The sequence below is a fragment of the Paludibaculum fermentans genome (assembly GCF_051172195.1).
In the GTDB taxonomy this organism is placed as follows: Bacteria; Acidobacteriota; Terriglobia; order Bryobacterales; family Bryobacteraceae; genus Paludibaculum; species Paludibaculum fermentans_A.
This window is the reverse complement of the sequence record NZ_JBPJAQ010000001.1, coordinates 205,255-229,928: the sequence shown is the minus strand read 5'-3', so window position 1 is coordinate 229,928 and position 24,674 is coordinate 205,255. Positions and strand designations below refer to the sequence as shown.

The following is a 24,674-nucleotide window of genomic DNA, read 5'->3' as shown; positions in this document are numbered from 1 at the left end:
GCTACTTCTCCAGACGCAGCAGTCCGAACGCTTCCGGAATGTGATGATTCCCCGTGGGCCCCGTGGGCTGCCACGCGATGTTGGCGCGGTTGGGCGGCGGACCCTGGAAGCGGTAGTAATTCACCCGGAAGTCGAAGCCGGGCTTGACGGCCTTGTCAGTAATGGAGGAAATCGGGATCTTCATGGCGCCGTACCAGATCTTCTTTTCCTTGTCGATATGCGCCGCCACGGTAAAGCCCGAGTCCCAGCGCCAGCCGCCTTCCGGCTTGGGCTGCTTACGGTCGATGTCGAGGTCGACCCATTCGCCTTGCGGCGATACCTGATACTCGCGGTATTGCCAGATCTTCTCGAAGTCCGCGCCGATGAAGATCTCGGCCGCGTCGTGCTCCCACAGCTTGTTCGTTTCCTTGTCCGTCACCGGCGGCTGGATCAGGTACAGTTCCTGATAGGGGCAGATGAACAGGAAGTAGAGGTTCTTATCCGTCCACCGCGAACGGAATTCCGTGCGATGGCCGGGTGTCGGCTGGCCTTTGGCGTTATTCTCGCCGAAGACGGCAGGCGCCGATTTCCAGAGAGACGACTTGGGGTCTACATTGAGCGCGGTGTCGGACTTCAACCGCTTGCTGAGGGATACTTGCGGAGTCTGTGCCACGGCGGAGAACATCAGAATAGTAGCTAGCAACGAGAGTTTCATCACCACCACCATCATACGACCCATGTCACACCCTTCTGTCTTCCGTGATCGAAAGAACGAACTGGAATCGCTCGAATTTCAAATGGGCCTCGAGGCGGGCCGCCTGGCGGTGACGCTGGACGTGCTCACCGATGCGCTGGTGCTGGTGGGCCAGCACGGCGTCTATTGCCAGAGCGCCCGGCAGCCCGGTAAGCCCAAAATGGACGTCCAGATGATCTCCCTGGGGATTCTGCAGGCCAAGGAACTGGTCGCGTCGGTGCTGGAGGAGCTCAGAAACAAGCAGAAAGGCTGACGTTCAGGCGGCCGCACCGCGCCGGCCGCTGAGGTGTTCCGCAAACTCAGCCAGGGTTCCTCCCGCGAAGCCGGCGGCCGCTTCGCGGATCGTCTGCATGCCCAGCGCGCGGTAGCTCTCCGTCTGCGCCTCTGTAAACCACTGGTCGTTCGTCGTCTCGTGCGGGAAGGTGGGGCTGGACGCGGCATAGCTCAGCACGTCGGGCGACTGCGTGGAGCGCACCATCGGTTTGAAATAGATCAGCACCCCGTCACGCGCCCCGGCGTCCACGCAGGAATAGCGGATGGCCGCCACCGCACACCGGCGCTCCTTTTCGATCAGCGGGGCGAACTGCGAATCGGGGAACTCAATCGGGATCTTCATGTCGATGCGGATCTTCCGCAGGGCGTTGCCCAAGTCCTCGTAGGTGTAGTGAGGATCGCAGCCGGAATCGAGCACCACAATGGGTGAGCAGCGCCGCCGGATCATCTCATACAGCGCCAGATTCTCGAAATGGCCGCCGTCGGAAAGGTAGACGTACGGACCGTTCTCGTCCGTGCGGCTGAGGGCTTCGCTCATCATCGGCGAAACGGCGAAACGCGGACCTTTGCGGGGCCATGTGTCATCCCCGGGCGTCCCCGGGTTGCCGAGCCAGGCGCCCAGTCGCGCATTGAAGAGCATCATCGTAAACGCCACCAGCGACGACGTGTGGTAGCCCATATTCGGGCTGGCGGCCGCTCCGGATATGGTCATGGCCGTGCCGAGACGGATACCGCCGCAATAGCGCGCTGCGTCGCGAAAGCCCAGGTCGGCGCTGCCGGCGTGGTAGGGCGAGATCGTGAAGCTGGCGGCCTTGCGCTGCTGCCAGTCGAGCCGGGCGCCGGACGCCAGGTTCAGCGCCGTATTGACGATATGCAGCGGACGCTGGCCGCGGAACTCGTGCATGCGCATGTCGTCGGATTCGTTGAAGCCGGTGAAGCGCTGGTTGTCCAGGTCGGGATTCGAGGCGGCCAGGTAGGCGCGGATCAGCCGGAAACGATACATGCCGTGCAATGAAAACTTGTTGATGTCGACGAAGCGGCCCATGAGCGCGCAGAAGACCGCGATGGCCAGTGTAAGGCCCATCAACGGCAGGAAGGGCGTGCTGGTCAGTACCTGCGTATGCTGCTGAAAGCTGTAGGGCGTGAGGTGAAGCTGGTCGACAATGACGTCCAGCAGGATGGAGAGCGCAATGATCAGCGAAACCACAAAGAGCGGCAGGGTGAGCTTCGTCCCGATCTCCATGAGACGCGAGGAGAGCCCGGTTTTGCGATTGTTATCCGGTTTCCCGCCAGTTGTCGCACTGTGGCCCGCAAAGGCCGTGATCAGGCCGCTGACCCCGCCAATGGAACTCAGGGCGGACTGAGCCCAGCCCCCCAGCGCGAACACATAGTGAGGGGCGATCAGCACCAGGCCACAAAGGATCATCCAGGCCAGGCTGGTGCTGAGTTTGAAGCCGCTGGAGCGTGCCAGCCATTCCAGATCCTCCGACTCCAGCGTGCGGCTGCCAAAGCCCACCAGCAGGATGTCGCCCAGCAGCATCGTAGCCATGATCAGTGGCGGACCGAAGGTGGCATATAGTGTGGGATTGCCGTCGCGCAAGGCGGCCCCCAGCAGATCCCGGCCAAGCAGGTAAACAGCCGCTCCCGAGGCGATGCCGCCCAGCAGCATGGCCAGGATGAAGTGCCAGGCCCGGCCGGCGCCGCGCACCGGCAACTCTTTCAACCAAAGCGAGCGCAGCAGGTAGAGCACCAGGCAAATGACCGTCAGGCCGAGGGTGAAGAGGATCGTGCTGGCGATGGTGAGCTGTCCCGCTACCCCGGCCCCACCCCACCAGATGCCGATCATCGCCAGAAGTCCGCTGAGGCAAAGCGGCGCCAGGCAATCCCTCAGGAACTGGGTCTGCGTGGCATTCACGTGGCCAATGCTGGGCAGGTCGAGCAGCTTCTGGTAGCCGGAGTACACGAACAGGACGGCAGCAATACCCAAGGCGAGGATGTACGGTTGGCCCAACTGCGTGACAGGCGGCGCCAATTGCAGAAACGCCAGCAGCAGCCGGGGCGCCATCACCACCAGCATCAGCATGGGGATGAAGACCAGCCAGTTGAGCAGCAGGTTGCGCAGGACGATGGAGATCATGCTCCAGGTGTCGGCGGAGCCCAGTCCCAGTTTGGGCGTCAGGTAGTTGTTGTAATCCCGCAGATGGGCGATGGGGTCCGGCTGCGCGTCGCCCGGGTGGGCCCCCGGATCGTCGCACGGATCATCGTTCGTTTCGGTGCTGCCGGTGAGCCGCGGGATTACGTTCCAGAGACCTCCGGCCCGCTTGATCCAGGCCGTCAGCCAGCTGCCGATGTACCCTCCGCCGGAGACGGTGGAAAGGTAATCGAACTGCTGCAACATGCCGGCCTCGGCCAAACCCTGGATCGCGCCCAGGGCGAAGGTGGCGCTGCGAATGCCGCCGCCCGAGATACACAAGGCAGATAGGCGCTTGCCGGAGTTGTGAAGCTGCGCGTAGACATCGCGTAGCCCATCCTCCTCCGAGCCTCCGCCCGGCTGAAGGGATATCCCCAGTGCCGCGTACTCCTCCGCCAGTACCTCGTGGAGCGGAGCCGGCGCATTGTTCCGGTCGACCTGATTCTCCATGGAGTTTGGTCTACTTTGACCGGAACGTACTGAAAAGTCAAGGTTTCATCGCAGCCAGGGGTTTCTCGCCTTCTCCCGGCCGATGGTGGTGGAGTCCCCATGGCCGCAGATCACCTGCGTCTCTTCGGGCAGGGTGAGTAGTTTGGTGTGGATCGAACTCAGGATCTGGCGTCCGTTGCCGCCCGGCAGGTCGGTGCGGCCGATGGAGTCGCGGAACAGGGTGTCGCCCGCGACCAGCTTCTTCTCCGCCGGAATGAACAGGCAGAGGCTGCCCTGGGTGTGGCCCGGCGTATGCAACACGTGGAAGTCGGTTGTGCCCAACTGGAGCGTGTCGCCCTCTTCTGCCTGGATATCGATGCCGGTTCGTTCCGGCGGCGGCATGCCCAGCCACTGGGCCTGGGTATCCAGATGGTCATAAAGCTCCATGTCGTGATCGTTCATGTAGACTGGAGCGCCGCTAAGAGCTTTCAACTTGGCAGCGCCGCCAATGTGATCGATGTGCGCATGCGTGATGAAGATCGCTTTGACGGTGAGCCCGTGGCGGGCGAGCACATCCTGGATCTCAATCAGATCCTCTCCGTCCCCCGGATCGACGACAATAGCCTCACGGGTGGTTTCGTCGCCGAAAATGGAGCAGTTGCACTGGAGCTGGCCGACCGGAAGAATCTCGTGGATCATTTTCCCATCAGTATAGAAGGTAAGCACTCATGACCGAATACGTTCTCTATCTCCACCTGGCCCTCGGCCTGTTCCTCTTCATCGCGCTGGGCGCCAACAAGGTGAAACAATGGCGCGGCGGGGTGATGACCGCGGCGCTGCTGCTCGTCCTCTCGGGCGGGTATAACTTCATGACCAGAATGAAAGGAGCTCCGTCGGGTTGGCATGCGGGCATCGGCATCAAGATCCTGCTGGCGCTTCACGTCATCACGATGGCCTTCCTGATTGCACGCGGCGGCGCCTCACCCGAAAAGGAAGCGCGCTGGCGCAAGAGTGCCCTGGGCTCGGCCGTGATTGTCATTCTGATCGGACTGTACTTCAGCAACTTCGCACGCTAATCATGCAGACTCCCGGATATCAGGCGCTGCGAGAGGGCGCCGCGATTCTCGACCTCTCGGCCCGCGGCCGCATTCGCGCCAGCGGAGAAGACCGCAAACGGCTGTTGCACGCGATGACCACGAATCATGTGCAGGAGTTGGAGCCCGGCGGGACGATTTACGCCTTCTTCCTGAACGCCCAGGGACGAATTCAGGCCGATGTCTGGATTCACGCCGAGGAAGATTACCTCCTGCTCGACGTCGAACCCGAGGTCCGCGAGAAGGTCTATGCCCACCTGGACAAGTTCATCATTGCCGACGACGTGACGCTGGAAGACATCAGCGCCAGCACCGCTGAGATTGCCGTGGAAGGGCCCGCCGCTCCAGCTATGCAGCAGCAGGGCGTGGTCGTCAGTGCCACGGTCACCGGCCAGCCCGGGTTCCGGATGGTGGTCCCGGTGGAAGAACGGGATGCCCTGATTGCGTCCCTGCAGGCTGCGGGCGGTGTCCCGGCGACGGCCGGGGAGATCCTCGCGGTTCGCCTGGAGAACGGCGTGCCCCGCTATGGCGACGACATCTCGGATGCCAGCCTGGTGCAGGAAACCCAGCAACTGCAGGGTGTGCACTTCAACAAAGGCTGCTACCTGGGGCAGGAGATCGTCGAAAGGGTCCGCTCCCGCGGCCAGGTGAACCGCCTGCTCTCGCAACTGCGGATCGAAGGAACGGCCATTCCGGCGCCGGGCGAAAAAGTGATGGCCGGCGAGCAGGAAGCAGGCGCAGTGACTTCGGCGGCCTACTCTCCCTCCGGATCGTGCGTGCGAGCCCTCGCTTACCTGCGGGCCAAGTTCATCACCCCGGAAGCAGGATTAACGGTGGGTGGCGCGGTGGCAGAGGTCGTCCAACAGGGCTAGCGGGACGCGATTGACTCCATTCCGGCCGCGGCCCAGCAGGACGTGCGGCTTGTTATCCCCGTGATAGTCCGAGCCGCCCGACATCCCCAGGCCGTATTTGCGCGCCAGGTGGATATAGCGATCGCGCGTGCTCTGGTCGTGGTCGGAGTGCCAGACCTCAATCGCACCCAGGCCCGCGTCGGCGAAGCGCCGGATCAGGGCTTCTTCTTCGATCGGGTCAGTCTTGTTCAGCCGGAAAGGGTGCGCCAGGCTGGCCAGGCCGCCGCCGTCCACAATCCGCTGGATGCCCTCTTCTGAAGTGGGATCCTGGCGTTCCACATAGGCACTGCCGGTCTCGCCCAGAAAACGCTGAAATGCCTCGTCAAGAGAGGAGATGTAGCCTTTATCCCGCAGCACCCGGGCAAAGTGCGGCCGGCCGGTGATGTTCCTGCCATGGGCTTCCGCCTCTTCCACCGTCACGGGCATGCCCAGCGAGGTGAGCTTCTCAGCCATCGCGCAGTTGCGTTCGCGGCGCGCCGTCCGCAGGGTTTCGATCCAGGCGCAGAAGGACGGCGAGGGCTCTCCAAAGAAGAATCCCAACACGTGGACGCTGCGGCTGGCGGGGTTCGCCTCGTTGGGCTGGCGGGTGCTCAACTCCAGCCCGCGCACGAATCGAAGACCTTTGGCGGCAGCCAGCGGTACGGCCTCATCAGAGCCCCGGAACGTGTCGTGGTCAGTAATCGCCAGCGCTTCCAGGCCCAGCGCCACGGCGTGGTCAATCAGTTGGGCTGGCGTGTCGGTCCCGTCACTGGCCGCTGTGTGGGTGTGAAGATCGATCACTGAGCAGCCCACCGGATGAAGCTGGCGGCATCGCGTTTGAGGGCGGCCAGCGGAGTGACGTCAATGTAGTACATGTGGCCCGCCTCGTAATAGTGCATGCGGATGTTGTCCTTCGCGCCGGCGGGCAGTTTCATGTGGTTCAACGTGTAGCCGGCGGCAAAGTAGGGAGTCGCCAGGTCGTAATAACCGGCTCCGACGTACAACTTCATGTGCGGATTCTTGGCAAAGGCGGACCGCAGCGATTCACTCACATCCGCATAGCGGTTCTCGTCGCCCCAGTTCCAGCGGGCAATCCCCCCGCCCAGGATGAAGTAATCCAGATCGCTCTCATACCCCAGTTCCGTACGCACGTAGTAGTTGAAGGCGGCCGTATAGGGCGGACGAATCGCCGTCATGCTCGGATCGAACTCGGCGCTGTCCGTAGCCTCACGCGGACTCGGGCCCGTCAGGCGGCTGTCCAAGCGGCCGGCGGTGACGTTCTCATCGCGCCGCAATTCCCGGATGAACTTCATGATCTCGACACGCAGATCGCTCTGCTCGACGTACTTCTGCGGCAGTCCGGTGAACCGCGCCAGTTGCTTCGCCGCCGCCGTCCGCTCTTCCGCCGTCAACAGGTCGCCCCGACCCAGCACCTGGGCATAGCCGCCGGCCGCCCACTGTTCGGCCTCGTGCAGGACCGTTTTGAGGTCCTTCTGTTGCAGGTCGGCGGGCAGTTTCTTGTGGTACCAGGCCGTGGCCGTGTAAGTGGGCAGGAAAAGCTCGTAAGGCAGATCGTTGCCCTGATCGAAGCTCAATGTCTGGAAGTTGAGAACCGTCGAGATCAGCAGCACGCCATTCAGCGCAATGCCCTTCTCAATCAGGTGGCCTGACAGTCCGGCGGCGCGCGTCGTGCCATAGCTTTCCCCCACCAGGAACAGCGGCGAGAGCCAGCGGCTGTTGCGGCCCAGATACAGCCGGATGAACTCGCCTACGCTCTCGATATCGCCCTTAACGGAGGAGAACTTCTTGTTCAGTTCGGGTTTAGTAGCACGGCTGTAGCCCGTGCCGACAGGGTCGATAAAGACCAGGTCCGTTTCGTCCAGCCAGGTCGCAGGGTTCGTCTCCAACTGGTAAGGAGCGGGCGGCAGGGCGCCATTGTCCATCATCCGCACCCGTTTGGGCCCCAGCGCGCCCATGTGCAGCCATACCGAAGCCGAGCCCGGGCCGCCGTTGAACGAGAACATCAGCCGGCGCTTCTTCGTATCCGGCACCCCGTCCAGCGTGTAGGCCATGTAAAAGATCGTCGCCTCGATCTCGCCGCTGCCATTCCTGATGGGCATCAGGCCGGTGGTCGAGGTGTACTTCAGCACCTTTCCGTTGAGCGTGATCTCCTGGTGCTTGACGATCGGCGGCGCCGGATCAGCCGGCGGCTTGGGCGGGGCCGGAACCGGAGCCTGCTGGGCCCACAGTGAGGCACCCAGGGCGAATGGGATGAGAAGATTGCGAATCATGAGCGGGACTTCCCAGGATAGCGGGAATCCGCCCTTGCCGTAATCACAAGACCCTGGCACCAGATGGTTTCCCCTTGCACTTCTACATGAGTCCGTGTAGATTATTCCTGTAGAAGAAGCAGGGGAGGCCTGTCTGCCTCTCGAAGACATCAACCTTTCCGAGGAGCTGGATGCTGACTGACCACTTGTACCGCCTGCGCGCGTTGTTCCAGCGGCGAACGCTGGAGAACGACCTGGACGACGAGTTGAAGTTCCACTTCGAGCACAGCGTAGAGAAACTGAAGCGGTCTGGCCTCAGCGAGCAGGAGGCGCGCCGCCAGGCACTCCTGGACCTCGGCGGGTTGGAACAGCTCAAGGAGGAATGCCGTGATTCGCGCGGCGTCGCCACCCTCGAGAATCTCCTCCAGGATTTCCGGTTTGCCCTGCGTGTGCTCCGCAAGAGTCCCGGTTTCACCCTGGCCGTTTCACTCTCGCTGGCGCTTGGGATTGGTGCCAACACCGCGATCTTCACCCTCATCGACGCCGTCATGTGGCGGCTGCTTCCCGTGGAGCGGCCCGCTGAACTGCAGCTTCTCACTCACGGCCAGGGCTCTTCTTTTGAAAGCGGGTTCACCTACGGTCAGTTCAAGTCCATGCGCAGCCAGAACCGGGTCCTCCAGGATCTCGCCGGATGGTCGTCGGCCCGCATCAACGTCAGCGTGGACGGAGCAATCGAGCCGCCGGCCGCCGGGCAGCTTGTCTCCGGCAACTACTTCTCCGTGCTCGGCGTACGCGCCGTGGCGGGCAGGACGATTGGCCGCGAGGATGACCTGGTTCCGAACGGCCATCCGGTCGCCATGATCAGCCATGCCTACTGGAACCGCCGCTTTGGACTCGCGCCCTCCGCCATCGGCCGCACAATCGTGCTCTCCGGCCTGCCGTTCACCATCATCGGGGTCACGCCACCTGAATTCTTCGGTCTCGAGGTAGGATCCGCTCCCGAGATCTTCGTGCCGATGATGATGCAGCCCACCGTGGTGCCGTCCTCCGAGAATCTGCTCGAGAATCCCGGTCAGTACCTCACCTGGGTCCAGGTGTTCGGGCGGCTCAATCCGCCGTTGAAGCCTGCCCAGGCCGCCTCACAATTGCAGGCGCCCTTCGGCCAGCAGATTCCCAAGGGCGGCAAGTTCAAGTCCATGGAAAATGAGAGGCTCCTCCTGGCGCCTGCGGCCGCCGGCTTGTCTGAGTTGAGACAAGAGTTCTCCGCTCCGCTCTTCCTCCTGATGGCCCTGGTCGGAATCGTGCTGCTCATCGCCTGCGCGAACACGGCGAACCTGCTGCTGGCTCGGGCCGCGGCGCGCCAGCCGGAATTCGCCATGCGCGTCACCCTGGGTGCGCCGCGCAGCCGCCTGGTCAGCCAGTTGCTCGTGGAGAGCGTCGTGCTTTCCGCGGCCGGCGGAGCCCTCGGCCTGCTACTCGCAGGTTGGGCCACCCGCCTGCTTGTCGCCTACCTCTCCTCCGGCCGGGCGCCCATCATTCTGGATCTGAACCCCAATCCGCGCATCCTGGCGTTCACGGTGTCCGTCTCCCTCCTTACGGGGATCCTCTTTGGACTCGTGCCGGCGCTGCGGGCCACGCGCCTGGCCGCTGGACCTTCGCTGAAGACCATCTCCGGCTCCACCAGGGGCAGCTTCGGCAACCTGTGGTCCGGCCGGATCCTCGCCGTCGTGCAGGTCGCCCTCTCGCTGGTGCTGCTGGTCGGCGCCGGGCTCTTTGTGCGCAGCCTCCAGAAAGTGAACAGCCAGGACGCCGGCTTCGCCCGCGAGTCCGTGCTCGTCGTCAGGGTCGAGCCCAAGGGCAGCAATCAGAGGAATGCCGAAGGCGCCCTGCCCCGGCTCGACCGCACCTATCGGGACCTGCTCCGGCGCGTTGGGACAATTCCTGGAGTCAAAGCGGCGGGCATGGCGCAGTTCACGCCCACCACGCCCCGCGGTGCCAATGTCTCCTACACTCTGCCTGCGGGCGAGCAACTCCGCGCCTTCCTGTCCATGGTGTACCCCAACTTCTTCGCCGCTTCGGGCATCGCAATGGCCGCCGGCCGCGACTTCACCCCTGGGGATCTGGCGGAGAATTCACCGCTCGTCTCTGTCGTGAACGAGACCTTCGCCCGCCGCGCCTTCCCGCACGAGAATCCCGTTGGCAAGCGCATTGCCCTCGGTAATGAGGTGCTCGAAATCATCGGCGTGGTGAAAGATGCCCGCTACCTCAATCCGCGCGGCGAAACATCGCCCGCCGTCTATCAGCCCTTCCTCCAGGTCCGCACGGGCCGGGGCCAGATGGCGCTGTACGTCCGCGTGGATGGCAGCAATCCCGCAGTCCTTCCACAGCTCCGCGAGACAATCCAGAACGTCGACAGGGAGCTGCCGATGTTCGAGATCCAGACCCTGGCGCAGGAGATGGATGCCGTCCTGGTCCGCGAACGCCTCATGGCCACACTTTCGGGACTCTTTAGTCTTCTGGCCACCCTGCTCGCGGCCGTCGGCCTGTACGGACTGTTTGCGTTCGCCGTCGTTCAGCGGACGAAGGAAATAGGCATTCGCATGGCGCTCGGGGCGCAGCCCGGCAATGTGGTCTGGACCGTCATGCGCGAAGTGCTGGCGGTGGCCTTGCTCGGTGCGGCGATCGGCGTCCCGGCCGCATTGATCGGCGCTCGCCTGGCCGCCACCCAGATCTCCGGCCTGCTGTTCGGCTTGCAGGCGTCGGACCCGCTGACAATCACCGCCGCCACGCTGGGGATGCTTATCGCCTCGGCCCTGGCCGGATTCCTGCCCGCCGCCAAAGCGGCCCGCATCGACCCGCTCAGAGCGCTCCGCAGCGAATGACGGCTACTTCCGCAATTACGGGCGCTGTACGAGTTCGCCGGGATGCTTCAACCCGCCAATCTCGAACTCGTAACGCTCCGCCCCGATGACGGCGGTCAGCTTCCCGATCCCGAGCGGGCGGCCCTGCGTCTCGAAGAACAAGGCGCCATCCGTGGACTCGCCAGCCATCAGCTTCGTGGCCACCAGCACGATCGCGGAAGCCGCCGCCGCTGCCTTGATCTTCGAGGAGTTCACCTCAGCCAGCGCCGCCTGCCGCCGTTGCTCATAGCCATTCGTGGATTGAAACCGGCTCAATCCGTATAGCCCCAACTCGTAGGTGCCCACCAGCTTGATGACGTCGTTGCGTCCGCCGCGCCGCAGGAACTGCTGCACCACGTTCCGCGCCGGAGTCGCCGGCAACACCGTGCCGTCCGACCGTTCGAAACGGAAATCGTCCGGCTTCACTGACCGTGCCGAGGCCGAGCCGTTCGAGATAGCTATCTGCAGCACCGTGTACTCTTTCAGGTTGGCAGGCAGCGGCGCGAACATCACCGTGAGCCCCGACCGCGTCAGCGTCTGGTACTTCAGGCCGTTCGATTCGAACTCGATCGCCTGCCCGAACAGCGGGCAAACACACCACGCCATCGCGGCCAACAGGGCGCTACGGATGACGTAATAGTACATATCTACATGATAGACTGGCGACTGGAACGGGTCGTCTCGAGATCCACCGAAGATAGTGGATCCTCATCATTCCAGGATCGAATACTTTATGAGCAATACCGGTGTCTGTCCCAGCAATCATACTCTAGAATCTCTTGGATTGAGACCCACCACACAGTGGTGGAATCTCGGAACGGGGCGCCTCACGGAGATGGCGCTTCAACGTCAGGAGGGTGTCCTCGCCGGCAACGGGGCCCTTGTCGTCAGGACCGGCCAGTTCACCGGCCGTTCGCCCAAGGACAAGTTCATTGTCCGGGATAGCTACACCGAGAACACCGTCGCCTGGGGCAGCGTGAACCAGCCGCTCTCCCCCGCGCAGTTCGACGGCATCTGGGCCCGCGTCCAGCAGTTCCTGGATGGCCGCGAAGTCTTCGTCGCCGACCTCAAAGCCGGAGCCGATCCCGCCTACACGATGCCCATCCGCGTCGTCACCCAGCGCGCCTGGCACTCCATGTTCGCCCGCCAAATGTTCATCAAGCCGGACCTGGCTGAACTGTCTGCCCACGTCCCCGACTTCACCATCGTCTTCGCGCCTGAATTCACCTGCGATCCCAAGATAGACGGCACCAACTCCGAGACCTGCATCTGCGTCAATTTCACCCGCCGGATGGTGCTGATTCTGGGCACCTTCTACGCCGGCGAAATGAAGAAGTCGGTCTTCACGATCCTGAACCACCTGTTGCCCGAAAAAGACGTGCTCCCCATGCACTGCTCGGCCAACGTTGGCGCCCACAAGAAGGTGGCGCTCTTCTTCGGCCTCTCCGGCACGGGCAAAACGACCCTGTCAGCCGACAAGGAGCGGCGCCTCATCGGGGACGACGAGCATGGCTGGTCCGATACCGGCGTCTTCAACTTCGAGGGCGGCTGCTACGCCAAGTGCATCCGGCTCTCCCGCGAAGCCGAGCCCCAGATCTTCGACGCCATCCGTTTCGGGTGTGTGCTGGAAAACGTGGTAATAGATCCAGAGACTCGGATCTTAAACTATGATTCTGAAGAGTTTACCGAGAATACCCGCGCTGCCTACCGCGCCCAGTACATCAGCAACGCGCTGGTGCCCGGCCTCGGCGGCCACCCTTCCGACGTGGTCTTCCTCACCGCCGATGCCTTCGGCGTCCTGCCGCCCATTTCCAAACTGACCCCGCAGCAGGCGATGTACCACTTCCTCAGCGGCTACACCGCCCGCCTGGCCGGCACGGAACGGGGCTTGGGCAAGGAGCCGCAGGCCACCTTCAGCTCGTGCTTTGGCGAACCCTTCCTGCCGCGCAGCCCGCTGGAGTATGCCCGTATGCTCGGCGAAAAGCTGGAACGGCATAAGGCTCGCGTCTGGCTGGTCAACACCGGTTGGGTCGCCGGTCCGGCCGGCGTCGGGCATCGCATGAAACTCGCCCACACACGCGCCATGGTCAACGCCGCCATCGAGGGCGAACTCGGCGACGTGCCGGTGAAAGCCCACCCGGTCTTCCAGGTCCTGGTGCCGCAATTCTGTCCCGGTGTGCCCACCGAGGTCCTGGACGCCCGCGGCATGTGGGCCGACAAAGCAGCCTATGACGCCGCCGCCAGGGATCTCGCTTCGCGCTTCCAGAAGAACTTCTCCAGTAAGTTCGGCTCTGTCGGCGCGGATATTGCCGCCGCCGGTCCCCTCGCGGACTAAACGTCTCCATCGCCACCCCTGCTTCTAGCCGCAGCAGGGGTGCGCCGACTTGCTAAGATGCAGTGGGAGCCAATCTTGCCCGGTGGTAGGCACGGTCTTCAAAACCGCTGAACGGTTCTCTGGATCGTTGGTCGGTTCGACTCCGACTGGTTCCCGCCATCTCCCGCGGTCTACATGATTCCCTGGGAAACGCTCAATCCCGAGCAACGCGAAGCGGTCGAGGCCTGGAATGAGGCCTTGCTCGTCATGGCCCCGGTAGGGACCGGCAAAACAAACGTGCTCGCCTTGCGCGCCGCCAACGCCGTCGAACAGGGCGTCGCGCCTTCCTCCATCCTCTGTCTCTCGTTCACCAACAAAGCCGCGCGTGAGGTGAAAGACCGCCTGGCCCGCCACCTGGGCCGCCGGGGCGGGGAAGTCACCGCCAAGACGTTTCACGGCCTCTGCGCCCAGATTCTCCGCGTCGAAGCGCCCGCCGTCGGCTGGGATCGCGATTTCCTCATCTACGACGAGGAGGACTGCCGCTCCATCCTCGGCGAAGTCGCCCGCCGCGCCAACATCAAGCCGCCCGACGAAGAGCGCGATACCTTCGAATTCCTGCTCTTCGATGCCGCCGCCCGCGCCCGTCTCAGTGAGTTTGACGACGCCGTCCCGCGTACACCCCAGCAGGTCTTCGACGCCTGCCTGCGCGACAGCCGCGCTTCCTTCCTGCAATATCGCGGCGGCCTCATGTTCAAGCCCCTGCTCGCCGACTACATCCACACCCTCCGCGAGTGCCATGCCGTCGACTTTGCCGACCTCATCGCCGGCGTCAACCGCCTCTTCAAGGAGAATCCCGAGGTCCTCGAACGCTGGCAAACCAAGTTCTCGTGGATCCAAGTCGACGAGATCCAGGACACCAATCGCGGCGAGTATCGCCCGCTCTCCCTATTGGCCGCGCGCCACCGGCGTCTCTCCCTCTTCGGCGACATCGACCAGACCATCTATCAGTGGCGCGGCTCCGTACCGCTGGAAATCCTGGCCGAGTACAAGTCCGTATTCGCGCCCGTACGTGAGATCCGCTTCACGCGCAACTACCGCTCCACCCGCCGCATTCTCGAAGCCTGCGAGCGTCTGATTCGCGCCTGCCCCGGCGCCCTCACCAAGAACATCGAGCCTCAGCAGGCCGAAGAGGGCGAACCCCTGCGCGTCTACGAAGCCGATGACACCCGCGACGAGGCGCGTTGGATCCGTGACCAGGTGGAGACGCTCGTCGACCAGCAGGGGGTCCGCCTGGGCGAGATCGCCGTCCTCACCCGCAGCAACTTCACTTCGCGCGAACTCTCCCGCAACTTCACCGCGCTCGGCTTGCCTCACCTCCAGGTGGATCAGTTCAAGTTCTTTCAGCGGGCCGAGATCAAAGAGGCGCTGGCGCACCTCCGCCTGCTGTTGAATCCGCACGATGCCAACAGCCTGATGCGCTTTCTCAAGACCCCGCCCAAAGGCATCGGCGAGGCCACCATCGAAGCTCTGGCCGGCGCACCCAGGCAAGCCGGACTCAAGCCGGCCGACCTGTTGACGCCCTCCACCTTCGACACCGGCGATCCATTCCGGCCCCTGCTCGAAGCCGCCCGCGCCGGACGTGTCGTCGTCTTTGATATCGAAACCACCGGCCTCTCCGTTGGCGACGACGAGATCGTGGAGATCGCGGCGGCCCGCTGCGACGGCTCCGCGGTACTGGCGCAGTTCCACGCCTATCTCAAACCTGCCCGGCCCGTCGGCGATTCCGAACCCATCCACCATCTCAGTGACGAGTTCCTCGCCCGCGAGGGCCGCGATCCGGCGCAGGTGCTGCGTGAGTTCGAGGCCTTCTGCGAAGGTTGCGTCCTGGCCGGCCACAACGTGGCGCTGTTCGACGTGCCCATCGTGCGCAGCGTCTGCGCCCGCCTGGGGCTGCCCGCCTGGCAGGCCAGGCACGTCTTCGATACCCTCGACATCACCCGCCGCTTCCATCGCCTGCCCCGCTACAAACTGGGCGAGATCTGCAGCCGCCTGGGCCTGAAGAGCATCCCCACCCACCGCGCCGATGCCGATGTGGCCGCCACCGTCGAACTGCTGCAGGTGCTGCTGCCCGGCCTGGAGGCGGGCGCCATGGCGCGCGTCGGCGCGGTCAAACAGTATGGCGCCAAGTTCAAACCGCTGGCCGCCTTGCTGGAGCAGTGGCGGCAGTGCATGCTGACTGAGCGGCCGTATGAACTGCTCGATCGCATCCTCCACGAATCCGGCCTGGTCAAACACTATGAACGCGATCCGGCCGATGCTCCGCGCCGCGAACACCTGGACGAACTGCTCACTCTGTTCCAGCGCTTCGACGACCCCTCGCTGCAACCCATGGATGCCCTCATCCACGTCCTGAGCGTCGCCTCGCTGGGCAAGGAGATCGACGGCCAAGCCATGGACGAAGACAAGATCCTGCTGCTCACCGTGCACCAGGCCAAAGGCCTCGAGTTCGACACCGTCTTCATCGCCGGGGCCGCCGATGGTGAGTTTCCCAATCGCCGCAGCGTGAAGGAAGGACTCGAGGACGAAGAGCACCGCCTGTTCTACGTCGCGGTCAGCCGCGCCAAACGGCGCCTCTATTTCAGCTACCCCGTCATCGGCGGGTGGGGCCGGCAGCAGATGCCCAGCCGCTATCTGCGCATGGTCATGCCCGGCCGGGCGTGACGCGCCGCCGCCAGTACAGGTACAGCGGAATCCCCGAAAGGATCAGCGCCAGCCCGGCGAACGAGCTACCCGGCGTCGTGATGAAACAGCTCAGGATGAACGCTGCCGCCACCGCAATGAAGATCATCGGAGTCCAGGGATAACCCCATACCCGGTAAGGCCGCGTCGTGGACGGGTTCCGCCTGCGCAGCAGCATCACCCCCGCCACCACCAGCGCGTAGAAGATCCAGGCCCCGAACGTGCAGTAGGAGATCAGCGTCTCGTACGTCCCCGTGAATACCAGCAGCGACGACCAGACTCCATGCGCGATCAGCGAAAACGCCGGAGTCCGGAACCGCGGGTGCACCCGTCCAAACGGTTCAAAGAACAGCCCGTCGCGTGCCTGCGCGTAATAAACCCGCGCCGCGCCCAGAATGCACGAATTCGTGCAGCCCACCAGGGCGAACAGGATCGTCAACGTCACCCACAGCGCCGCTCCGCCGCCCAGCACCGTCTGCACCGCACTGGTGCCGGCCGCGGTGGTGGCGAGAATCTGCGGCACCGGCAGCGCCCGCATGGTCACCCACAAGGACACGCAGTACACCGCCATCACCACGCCCAGCCCGATGCCCAGCGCGCGCGGCAACGTGCGGCGCGCATCCACCATCTCACCCGCTACACAGGGCGCCATGTTCCAGCCTTCGTACGCCCATAACGCCGGCACCAGCGCGGCGCTGAACTGCAGCAGGGTCCAGTTGCGGGGCCACGACCAGTCCAGCGCGGCAGCCGCCGGCCTCGTGGCGATCGTGACAATCATCCACAGCAACCCGGAGAGCTTGATCGCGTTCATCACATGCCCGAACCACGCACCCTGCCGGACGCCCAGCACGTTCACGAAGGTGAGCCCCATCAGCAGGCTCACGGCCACCGCCTTCGCGGTCCACGGTGTCAGCGGCACCACTCCGCCCAGCAAGGTGGAGAAGCCCACCGCCAGCGCCGCCAGTCCACCCCCCTGGATCACCGCAAAGAACGACCACCCCAACAGGAACGCGGACAACCGCCCCCATGATTCCCGCAGGTAGACATACTCGCCGCCCGTATCAGGGAACATCGCGCCCATCTCGGCATAGGCCAGCGCGCCAAACCAGGAAAGCAGGCCCGCAAAGACCATCGCCAGCATGGCGGCCAGTGGCGAGGGTTGCGGCCGCAACAGCGTGGCAGGGATGAGGAAGATCGCCGAACCGATCACGGCACTCACCACCAGCGAGACCACGTCCCACAGCTTCAGCCGTTGCTCCAGTTGCGGTGCGGATGTTTCCAGGATCAGCCGATTATACTAGAGCGGTGCAGCACCCTTTTTCCACGGCAGACCTCGCGTTGGCCCGGCGTACGGAAGCCGCGGAGGCCGCCAATGGCTTCGCCCTCGTGGGTAAGGCCCGCCCTGGCTCCCTGGAAGCCATCCCCGCGGCCGGCGGTTGCGCCGTCTTTGCCGGGGTCGGCTCGCCCATGACGCACGCCCTCGGCATCGGCATGAACGGCCCGGTCTCCACCGATGAATTCGACCGCATGGAGGAGTTCTTCAACAGCCGCGGCAGCGCCTCGCTCATCGACCTCTGTCCCCTGGCCGATCCCACCGTCGTGGAGCAGGTGATGGGGCGCGGCTACCACATCATCGAGTTCAACAATCTGATGCTGCGGCCCGTGGAACCTGCCGATGCGGATTACCTTCCGCCCGCACCGCTGGGCGTCACGCGCACCACCAGCGACCGCCACGTCGAGTGGTGCCGCCTGGTCATGCGCGGCTTCGGCGGGGTAGTGGACATGCCGGACGAGGCTGCTGATCTCCTCATGAACCTCACCTCCGTAGGAGACACCTTCTTCGGCGAGATCTCCGGCGAACCCGTAGGTGCGGCGGCCATGGCCATCCACAGCCGCATGGCCATGCTCTTCGGCGATTCCACCTTGACCGAAGCGCGCGGGCAGGGCCTGCAAACCGCCCTCATCCGCCACCGGGTTGCACACGCGGCCCGCGCCGGCTGCGATTACGCCATGGCGTGCGTCGTGCCGGGCACCGCCTCCCACCGCAACTACGAACGCTGCGGCTTCCGCCTGTTCTATATGCGCGTCAACGTCCAGCGCGACCTCGACTGATTACTTCCGCCCCGGCACCATCGGCACGAACGCCACCCCATATCGCGTGCGCTGCTGCGTCCGCCCCTGGGCGTCTTTCTCCACCACCACCAGCACCTGCGATCCCGTGCCCACCGGCGCAATCAGGCGCCCGCCGTTCTTCAGTTGATCCACCAGCGCCTGCACCATCTCCGGCGGCGCGGCCGTCAGGATAATCCGGTCAAATGGCGCTTCCTCAGGCCAGCCCCGGTAGCCGTCCCCGGAGCGCACCGTGACGTTCCGGTAGCCCAATTCCCTGAGCGTCCTGGTGCTCGTCTTCGCCAGGGCATCCACAATCTCTATGCTGAATACCTGCTTCGCCAGTTGCGACAGAATGGCGGCCTGGTACCCGCTGCCCGTGCCGATCTCCAGCACCTTGTGCCCCGGCTGAATCTCCAGCAGGTCGGACATCGAGGCGACGATGTAGGGTTGCGAGATGGTCTGCCCATGCCCGATCGGGAGGGGCCGGTCCTCATAGGCGGAGTTCCGCACATTCTCCGGGATGAAGAGATGCCGCGGAGTCGCGCGCATCGCCTTCAATACCGCCGGATCGCGCACGTCCCGCCGCTCAATCTGCGTTCTCACCATGTTCTCGCGCAACGCGGCCCAGTCCTGCGCTTCCACGGCGGCAGCCAGGCACAGGGGAATTGCGGCAGGGTGACGCGGCCAGAGTCTCATTCTGCCTTCAGCATACGCCTCTGTCCGGCCGGTGGCGATCTCATGGCAGGGGCTGCGGCTGCAATTCCACCTTCACCGCGCCATACGGCTCGACATGCACCGTCGTGGGCTGGCCCCGGTAGGCCGGCACCCAGAGCGGGTCCGCCAACATCGCTGGATCGTTGATGCGATCGCGCACCAGGAACGCGAATGCATAGGCGTAGTAGTCGCCCGGCGGGACATTTGTGATCTGGAACGCTCCGTTCGCCTGGGTAGGCTGCGTCAGCAACTCCGCACCGGCCAACCGCGACAGATCCGCGGGCACCAGCACGACATAGTACCCCCGCACAGGTTGGCTCAGCGGCGCCCGAACCGTACCTTCCACCCGCCCGGCGTCGTGGCCCAGCACCACCTCCAGGCGCGCCGCCGGACGTACGCTCCAATCCAGGAGCGTGCCTTCCAGAACCTTCCCATCCGCGCGGACCGACTGCAAATAGAGATTCGGCTGCGTGCTCCCCACTGACAACCGGTACCGGTCGTGCAGCACCAGGTTGAACTCCAACTGCCCGCCGGAACTGATGGGGCTGGTATCGTCGATGGCTGGAAACACGCTGGCCGGCAGCAGCTTCAGCCACGCCCCACCCGGCAGCGGCGCACCGCCGGCCAGCGCCGCATGGCCCTTCACCGTCGACGGCCGCTCCAGGGCCAGTGTCAACCCGGTCGCATCGCCACCCTGCAGCTCCACCTCACGCACGGCGCTCATCACATTCTCGGCATCCGCCGCATAGGCCGCAGCCTGGTAGCTGCCCGGTGGGATCTCGGCGAATGCGAACGCGCCGCTCTCCGGCTGGCACTGCGCTGCGTACTGCCTGGCATCCGTCAGGTCCGCCGGACGCAGCAATACCCGGCAGTCCGCCGGAGCCATCTGGCCATCCAGGCCCGTCACCCGCCCCTCCACGCGCAGCAACTGCGTCATCATGGGGCCGAAGTCGTAGCCGCCCATCTCACCCGTCGCCCGCACATGGATCAACTGCGCCCGCGACGATTCATAGACACCGGGATAGTACGCCGGCGCCGACACCTGCGTAAGCCCGCTCCCTTCGCCGTACTTCACCGTAACCGGAGCCGGCGGGTGCGCCCGCAATACATACGTGCCCAGCGGCAGGCGGGCAATCCTGTATCGCCCCTGGCCGTCCGAAAACGTACTGGCCACCTTGCGAAACTGCCAGCGACCATTCAGCCAGCCGCGGCGCATCGCGTCGACCGTCGTGATCCCCAGCGGCTGCCCGTTCCGGTCGACAACCCGCCCCGAAATCACCGCGGCCTGCGCCATCACATACTGCAGCCCCTTCGCTTCACACCGGCCGCCCAAGCGCAGCAGGTCGCCGCCTCCGCCGGCCAGGTCCCGCGCGGACTCAACGAAGCCCGCCTTCTGCACGCTCACCGCATAACTGGTTGGGTCCAGGCCAAAGGCGTCGAAACGTCCCTGGTCGTCAGTAAAGTAGCCCAGCGTGATGCTGCCGGGGCGCGTCGCCTGGGTGAACAGCAACCTGGCACGCGGGATACCCTGGCCGGAGCCCTCCTGCACCACCACGCCGGATGCCGTGCAGGGTCCATACTGAGCCCACACCCACCCGCCGAACGCGACAGCCAGCCAGATCGCCTTCACTTCGGCTTCTCCTCGGGCAGCTTCAGGCGGATCGATTGCGTGCCGCCCGCCGCCAGCCGGACCCGCGTACCCCGGCTTTCGAGATCCTCCGGCGGCTGCGTCATCCCATAGGGATGCGGCATCACTTCCGCCGTTGCATAGACCAGATACTCCGTGGGCGGCAATTCCGCGAGATCGAAGGACCCGTCTGCCCGGACGCTCGTCGTAGGCGCCGGGCTGAAACTCCGTTTGGCCGCCTCGGCGGCAAATGCCGTCACGCTCGCGCCCGGTGCGGCGGCCCGCCCGCTGGCATCCTCCACCTGCCCGCTGAGCCTCGCACTGCCGGTCTTGAAGACGAAACGCAGTGGGCCCTGCAATCCGGCGCTGACGTCAATCTCCCGGCCCAGCAGATTCTCCGGCCCGCTGCGAATCTCAGCCAGATAGCTGCCCGCCGCGGGCGACCCGCTCACCTTGAACCACATTGATCCCGCGCCGTCGATCTCCAAAAGGAATGAGCCATCCGCGCCAGGCTTGGCCCGTTGTCCGGTGGCGGGCCCCAGCGGCTCCAGGAACATCGGCGAAACTTCTACGCGCTGCCAGTCCGGCTTCGTCTCTCCGGCACCCTCCAGCACCGCAATCCCCTGCACCCGCGTTCCAGACGAGAGCCGCATCTGCACATTCTCAACATCACCCTGGCCCACGTTGAGTGAGATCCTCACGCTCTGCCCGCTGTCGCCTATCGTCACCGACCGCGCCATCAGCGAATACAGACCCGGACGCAATCCCTCGATCTCGAACTGGCCGTTCATGAATGTCCTGTTCTGCAGCGGCGTCACGCCCAGGCCGCTCCGCGCGCTAACCACGAAGCGCGGCGCCGGCGCTCCGCTCTCATTCAGCACCAGGCCGCGCACCCGGTACACCGGTTCCCGCCGCAACTGGATTTCGAGTCCGGTCTGCTCCGACCCGGGCGCGATGTCGAGCCACTGTGCCTGCTCCGGATCCGAAACCCCCGGCAGGAACGTCGTCACATACCCGCTCACGCCACCGCTGCGCAGCGGATAGATGACATTGCGCGACTCCATGTGGCTGGCTGACAACAGGAAACGGCCGGGCGAGGCGCGATGGATCAGGAAGATGCCCCGGTCATCGGTGCTGGCGGAGCCGCCGCTGGACACAATCGACGTCCGGTTGAACGCATGGACCCGGGCCATCAGCTCCACGGTCGCTCCGGAGACGGGGTCGCCATTCTCGTCCACCACCCGCCCGCTGAGACTCGCCAGGGGCTGCAGTTCCATCCGCACGCCCCTCAACGCCCGCCCGGCTTCCAGGGCCGGCAGCATCAGCAGCCCTCGGCGCACGGGCGCATAGTCACCTTTGTCGGCAGTCAGCCAGTATTGCCCCGGCTTCAGCTTCACCAGGCGGAACTTCCCGCTGCTGTCGGTGACCGCCGCTGTCCCTGTCGTACTGTCGCCGGATTGCCCCTCGACAAACCGCATGGCGCCCACCTGCACGCCCGCGATGCCGGCGAGCGTGCGCGCGTCCACCACCACGCCCTCCACCGTGCACAGTTGCTCGTCCTGCTGGCTCTGTGCACCCAGCCCCGCGCCGGCCAGGGCCAGCCAGGCCAAACACGACCATCCCAATCGCGTCCGCACTCTATCGATCCGCCGGCTCAAACAGCTTCACCTGCACGCTGGTACTGCCGCCGGGCACCACTTTGACCTTGGCCGCCTTGCTCTCAAAGTCCTTTGCCTGGTCGATTTCCTGCACAGCCCCATAGTCGGAACTGGCGGTCACCACCAGGAAGTACTCGCCCGGCCGGATCGAATCGAACTGGAAGCCGCCCGTCTGGTCCAACTGCCGCACCGTGCGGCCCATCGCGGCGCTTCTCAGTTCAGGCTCCACCGGGATCAGTATGGCCATCCCGTTGGCCTGGCTCTTGTTCTCCGCGGGCAGGTCCAGGTTGCCGGAGACCTTTCCTCCGTCTCCGCGGAAGACAATCTTCACCGGTCCGGCGGAGCCGCCGCTCAGGTCCACCGGCCTGAACAAGTGATTCTCGTTCCCAACGCGCACTGCGGCCAGGTACAGCCCGGTGGCCGACGGACTGTAGGCATTGAGGATGTACTTGCCCGGGGAACCCACTCGCAATGAGAACGAGCCGTCCGCCTGCGTGCGCGCCGGTTGTCCGCCCATCACGAAGGTATTTGCTTCCGGTTGAAGGGAGACATTGAAGCCGGAAAGCGCCGCCTTCTGTTCGTCCGTCGCCGCCTCCACCACTACGTTCCCCTGCAGCGTGAATGGCAGCGAGAAGCGCACCTCCAGCCCGTCGATGTCCTGATTCGATACTTCGACCGGCAGGGCCGTGGTTTGCTGTTCATTCGTAGTGCCCGGAGGTCCGCCTCGGCCGCTGTTCACCACCAGTACCCACGAGCCGTTGGGTACGCCGGCCATCTCGAAACTGCCATCTTCCTTGCTCTGGATCATGCGTCCGGCCACACCGAAGCTCCCACCCTCCCGCGAACCCATCGACGCGTGAAAGTTCTTCGCCGGCTGGCCTTCCGCCGTCAATACCTTGCCGCGGACCCTGAATACGGGCACGCGTTTCAGCGTAATGTCGAACCCGGTGAGTTCTGCGCCGGGGGTTGCCTCCACCAACGTCGCCTGGGCCGCTTCCGTCACCCCGGGATAAAACGTGGGTACATAGCTCGTGGCCGGACGCTGCGCACTGCCGCTTTCCATCGCCACCTGCATCCAGGATTGCGCCATGACAATGTACCGGCCCGTCTGGATGTTCGCCACCCGGAACTCGCCTTTGTCGTTCGTTCGAACGTTCTGGCCGTCCGGCAGCCATGTGTTCTTCCCGCGAACCTTGCGTGGCCGCAACACCGTCACCTGGGCGCCCTGCACCGCTTCGCCCTCATCGTCGATCACCCGGCCCGCAATCACGGCCTGCGGTGTCAGGAAGTAGCGCAGGCCCTTTAACTCCTGCCCCGCTGTCAATTGCAGCCGGATGGCCGAGGCCGCCGACGCATTGCCAGCCATGACAAACCCTTGCCTGCGAAGGTAAACGACATATTGGCCGGCTTCCAGTTCGGTCACCCGGAATCGACCCTCCGCATCTGTCACGGCGGAGGAGGGCTGGTTCGAGCCCATCTGGGTGCCCGGCTTCATCAGGTTGAGCAGGACCTCGGCCCGCCGTATCGGCTCCCTGGTCAAGTCATTCAGCACCACGCCTTCCACGCTGGCCGTCTTCTGGTTCTGCTGCTTGGGTCCCTGCGCGGGTTGTGCAGAGGCGGCACATATGAAAACGAACAGGCAAACTGAAAGCTTGTTGAACATAATCGAAAACACCGCAATCTGAGACGTATTATGAATCAATCCGCGTTGCCGGAATCTGTCAATTATTTGGCCTTGCCCTGGACCGCCCGGTGATGATAGCGTGCCCTGTGAGCTGAAACAGGTCTCCTTCCGCCCACCGCCTACTTTGGAGGTCCGAACCATGCTGCGACGCCGAGAATTCCTCGCGACCCTATCCTGCGCCCCTCTGGCTGCCGGCGCTTCCGGCTATGAGCCCGTCATTGCCGCCCAGGCCTATATATTCAGCCAGGTCTATGCTTTGCATGGCCAGAAGATCGACGACCACTTCTCTGAGGTCTTCGAGACGCTGAAGGAGGCCGGCTTCCATACAGTTGAGCTCGTCAGCCAGTTCTTTGCGCCCGACGTGGTCACCAACACCGCGCAGACCCTGATGCTGGGCCGCATGAAATGCCCTATCGTCTACAACGGCGGAATCATGCATACCGCCGAAGGCGCCAAACAGACCATGCAGGAGACCGTGGCCCTGGCCAGGCGGGTCAAAGCTGTTGGTCCCCTGGAGCTGATCAATTTCAATGCCAGCCCCAAGCCCAACAAGGAACCCAAGACGGACGCCGAACTCGCGCTGCAGGCAGAGAGCCTGAATAAGCTGGCCAAGGACCTGAAAAAGGCTGGCGTCCGCCTGATGCTGCACCAGCACGACGCGGAGATGGCCCAGGACGCGCGCGAGTGGCGTCACATGCTGAAGAACACAGATCCCAAGCTGGTCGAGATCTGCCTGGATGTCCACTGGGTGCTGCGCGGCGGCCAGGACCCCATGACCTTGCTGAAGGAAGCCGCCCCGCGCCTCGCCGCCCTCCATCTCCGCAATTCCCAAAAGGGTGTCTGGACCGAGGCTTTCGGCGAAGGCGAAGTCGACTATACGGCGGTGGCCGCGTTCCTGAAGCAGGGCGCCTTCCATGGTTACCTGGTCGTCGAACTGGCCTACGACAAGGAGACGCCCATGACCCATAGCCTGGAAGTGAACCTGAAGAGCAGCCGCGAGTATGCGGAGAAGGTCTTCGAAGTCAAAGCCTGACCGAAGAGGGGCG

General features: G+C 64.3%; 19 protein-coding genes and 1 tRNA gene. 9 read left to right on the top strand and 11 right to left on the bottom strand.

Annotation, left to right across the window (positions count from 1 at the left end; genetic code table 11):
• Position 1: 1 nt before the first annotated feature.
• Positions 2 to 718 (bottom strand): carbohydrate-binding family 9-like protein, encoded by a 717-nt coding sequence (locus tag ACR9Y2_RS00950; RefSeq protein WP_435039145.1) that lies wholly within the window; start codon positions 716 to 718, stop codon positions 2 to 4.
• On the opposite strand from ACR9Y2_RS00950, the gene ACR9Y2_RS00945 reads away from it, so the two are divergent.
• Positions 717 to 986 (top strand): hypothetical protein, encoded by a 270-nt coding sequence (locus tag ACR9Y2_RS00945; protein WP_435039144.1) that lies wholly within the window; start codon positions 717 to 719, stop codon positions 984 to 986. The two genes, ACR9Y2_RS00950 and ACR9Y2_RS00945, sit on opposite strands and share 2 nt — an antisense overlap.
• A gap of 3 nt (positions 987 to 989) precedes the next feature.
• Here the strand turns inward: ACR9Y2_RS00945 and ACR9Y2_RS00940 are convergent, their stop codons facing one another.
• Complete coding sequence (locus ACR9Y2_RS00940) at positions 990 to 3,647, bottom strand: patatin-like phospholipase family protein (RefSeq protein WP_435039143.1); 2,658 nt, start codon at positions 3,645 to 3,647, stop codon at positions 990 to 992.
• A gap of 45 nt (positions 3,648 to 3,692) precedes the next feature.
• On the bottom strand, positions 3,693 to 4,325 hold the full coding sequence (locus tag ACR9Y2_RS00935) for an MBL fold metallo-hydrolase (RefSeq protein WP_435039142.1): 633 nt from the start codon (positions 4,323 to 4,325) through the stop codon (positions 3,693 to 3,695).
• Between the two features lie 29 nt (positions 4,326 to 4,354).
• Here ACR9Y2_RS00935 and ACR9Y2_RS00930 point away from each other — a divergent pair, with 29 nt between their 5' ends.
• Positions 4,355 to 4,702: a hypothetical protein gene (locus tag ACR9Y2_RS00930; protein WP_435039141.1), complete on the top strand. Its 348-nt coding sequence runs from the start codon at positions 4,355 to 4,357 to the stop codon at positions 4,700 to 4,702.
• 2 nt (positions 4,703 to 4,704) lie between these two features.
• A complete protein-coding gene (locus ACR9Y2_RS00925) occupies positions 4,705 to 5,592 on the top strand; it encodes a YgfZ/GcvT domain-containing protein (protein ID WP_435039140.1) in 888 nt (295 codons plus the stop codon).
• Here ACR9Y2_RS00925 and ACR9Y2_RS00920 read toward each other — a convergent pair.
• Both ACR9Y2_RS00920 and ACR9Y2_RS00915 read right to left on the bottom strand, forming a co-directional pair.
• Complete coding sequence (locus ACR9Y2_RS00920; protein ID WP_435039139.1) at positions 5,548 to 6,411, bottom strand: PHP domain-containing protein; 864 nt, start codon at positions 6,409 to 6,411, stop codon at positions 5,548 to 5,550. The genes ACR9Y2_RS00925 and ACR9Y2_RS00920 overlap by 45 nt on opposite strands.
• On the bottom strand, positions 6,408 to 7,901 hold the full coding sequence (locus ACR9Y2_RS00915; RefSeq protein ID WP_435039138.1) for a S10 family peptidase: 1,494 nt from the start codon (positions 7,899 to 7,901) through the stop codon (positions 6,408 to 6,410). Before ACR9Y2_RS00915 ends, ACR9Y2_RS00920 begins: the two co-directional genes overlap by 4 nt.
• Before the next feature lie 170 nt (positions 7,902 to 8,071).
• Here ACR9Y2_RS00915 and ACR9Y2_RS00910 point away from each other — a divergent pair, with 170 nt between their 5' ends.
• Positions 8,072 to 10,762 carry an ADOP family duplicated permease gene (locus ACR9Y2_RS00910; protein ID WP_435039137.1) on the top strand — a complete coding sequence of 897 codons (2,691 nt, stop codon included), beginning with the start codon at positions 8,072 to 8,074 and terminating at the stop codon, positions 10,760 to 10,762.
• Positions 10,763 to 10,777: 15 nt separating this feature from the next.
• On the opposite strand, the gene ACR9Y2_RS00905 is transcribed toward ACR9Y2_RS00910, so the two are convergent.
• The gene (locus ACR9Y2_RS00905; RefSeq protein WP_435039136.1) at positions 10,778 to 11,425 is read right to left on the bottom strand and encodes a hypothetical protein; all 648 of its coding nucleotides are present in this window, start codon (positions 11,423 to 11,425) and stop codon (positions 10,778 to 10,780) included.
• 88 nt (positions 11,426 to 11,513) lie between these two features.
• Between ACR9Y2_RS00905 and pckA the strand changes: the two genes are divergently transcribed.
• From pckA to ACR9Y2_RS00890, 3 genes are all read left to right on the top strand, one after another.
• A complete protein-coding gene (gene pckA, locus ACR9Y2_RS00900) occupies positions 11,514 to 13,115 on the top strand; it encodes a phosphoenolpyruvate carboxykinase (ATP) (protein WP_435039135.1) in 1,602 nt (533 codons plus the stop codon).
• Between the two features lie 64 nt (positions 13,116 to 13,179).
• Positions 13,180 to 13,274: transfer RNA gene (locus tag ACR9Y2_RS00895), tRNA-Sec, on the top strand.
• A 15-nt stretch (positions 13,275 to 13,289) separates the two neighbouring features.
• A complete protein-coding gene (locus ACR9Y2_RS00890) occupies positions 13,290 to 15,815 on the top strand; it encodes a 3'-5' exonuclease (protein ID WP_435039134.1) in 2,526 nt (841 codons plus the stop codon).
• Here ACR9Y2_RS00890 and ACR9Y2_RS00885 read toward each other — a convergent pair.
• Complete coding sequence (locus ACR9Y2_RS00885; RefSeq protein WP_435044808.1) at positions 15,796 to 17,076, bottom strand: APC family permease; 1,281 nt, start codon at positions 17,074 to 17,076, stop codon at positions 15,796 to 15,798. The genes ACR9Y2_RS00890 and ACR9Y2_RS00885 overlap by 20 nt on opposite strands.
• Before the next feature lie 62 nt (positions 17,077 to 17,138).
• Between ACR9Y2_RS00885 and ACR9Y2_RS00880 the strand changes: the two genes are divergently transcribed.
• On the top strand, positions 17,139 to 17,945 hold the full coding sequence (locus tag ACR9Y2_RS00880) for a GNAT family N-acetyltransferase (protein ID WP_435039133.1): 807 nt from the start codon (positions 17,139 to 17,141) through the stop codon (positions 17,943 to 17,945).
• Here the strand turns inward: ACR9Y2_RS00880 and ACR9Y2_RS00875 are convergent, their stop codons facing one another.
• Genes ACR9Y2_RS00875 through ACR9Y2_RS00860 form a run of 4 tightly spaced genes read right to left on the bottom strand, consistent with a single transcriptional unit; the run spans position 17,946 to position 23,607 of the window.
• Positions 17,946 to 18,641, bottom strand: coding sequence for a protein-L-isoaspartate(D-aspartate) O-methyltransferase (locus ACR9Y2_RS00875; RefSeq protein WP_435039132.1), 696 nt, complete (start codon positions 18,639 to 18,641; stop codon positions 17,946 to 17,948). It abuts the gene before it with no gap.
• Between the two features lie 40 nt (positions 18,642 to 18,681).
• A complete protein-coding gene (locus tag ACR9Y2_RS00870) occupies positions 18,682 to 20,289 on the bottom strand; it encodes a hypothetical protein (protein WP_435039131.1) in 1,608 nt (535 codons plus the stop codon).
• The gene (locus ACR9Y2_RS00865) at positions 20,286 to 21,896 is read right to left on the bottom strand and encodes a carboxypeptidase regulatory-like domain-containing protein (RefSeq protein ID WP_435039130.1); all 1,611 of its coding nucleotides are present in this window, start codon (positions 21,894 to 21,896) and stop codon (positions 20,286 to 20,288) included. The genes ACR9Y2_RS00870 and ACR9Y2_RS00865 overlap by 4 nt, the downstream gene beginning before the upstream one ends.
• Before the next feature lie 28 nt (positions 21,897 to 21,924).
• Complete coding sequence (locus ACR9Y2_RS00860; protein ID WP_435039129.1) at positions 21,925 to 23,607, bottom strand: carboxypeptidase regulatory-like domain-containing protein; 1,683 nt, start codon at positions 23,605 to 23,607, stop codon at positions 21,925 to 21,927.
• Between the two features lie 160 nt (positions 23,608 to 23,767).
• Between ACR9Y2_RS00860 and ACR9Y2_RS00855 the strand changes: the two genes are divergently transcribed.
• Positions 23,768 to 24,661, top strand: coding sequence for a sugar phosphate isomerase/epimerase family protein (locus ACR9Y2_RS00855; RefSeq protein WP_435039128.1), 894 nt, complete (start codon positions 23,768 to 23,770; stop codon positions 24,659 to 24,661).
• Positions 24,662 to 24,674: the final 13 nt, after the last annotated feature.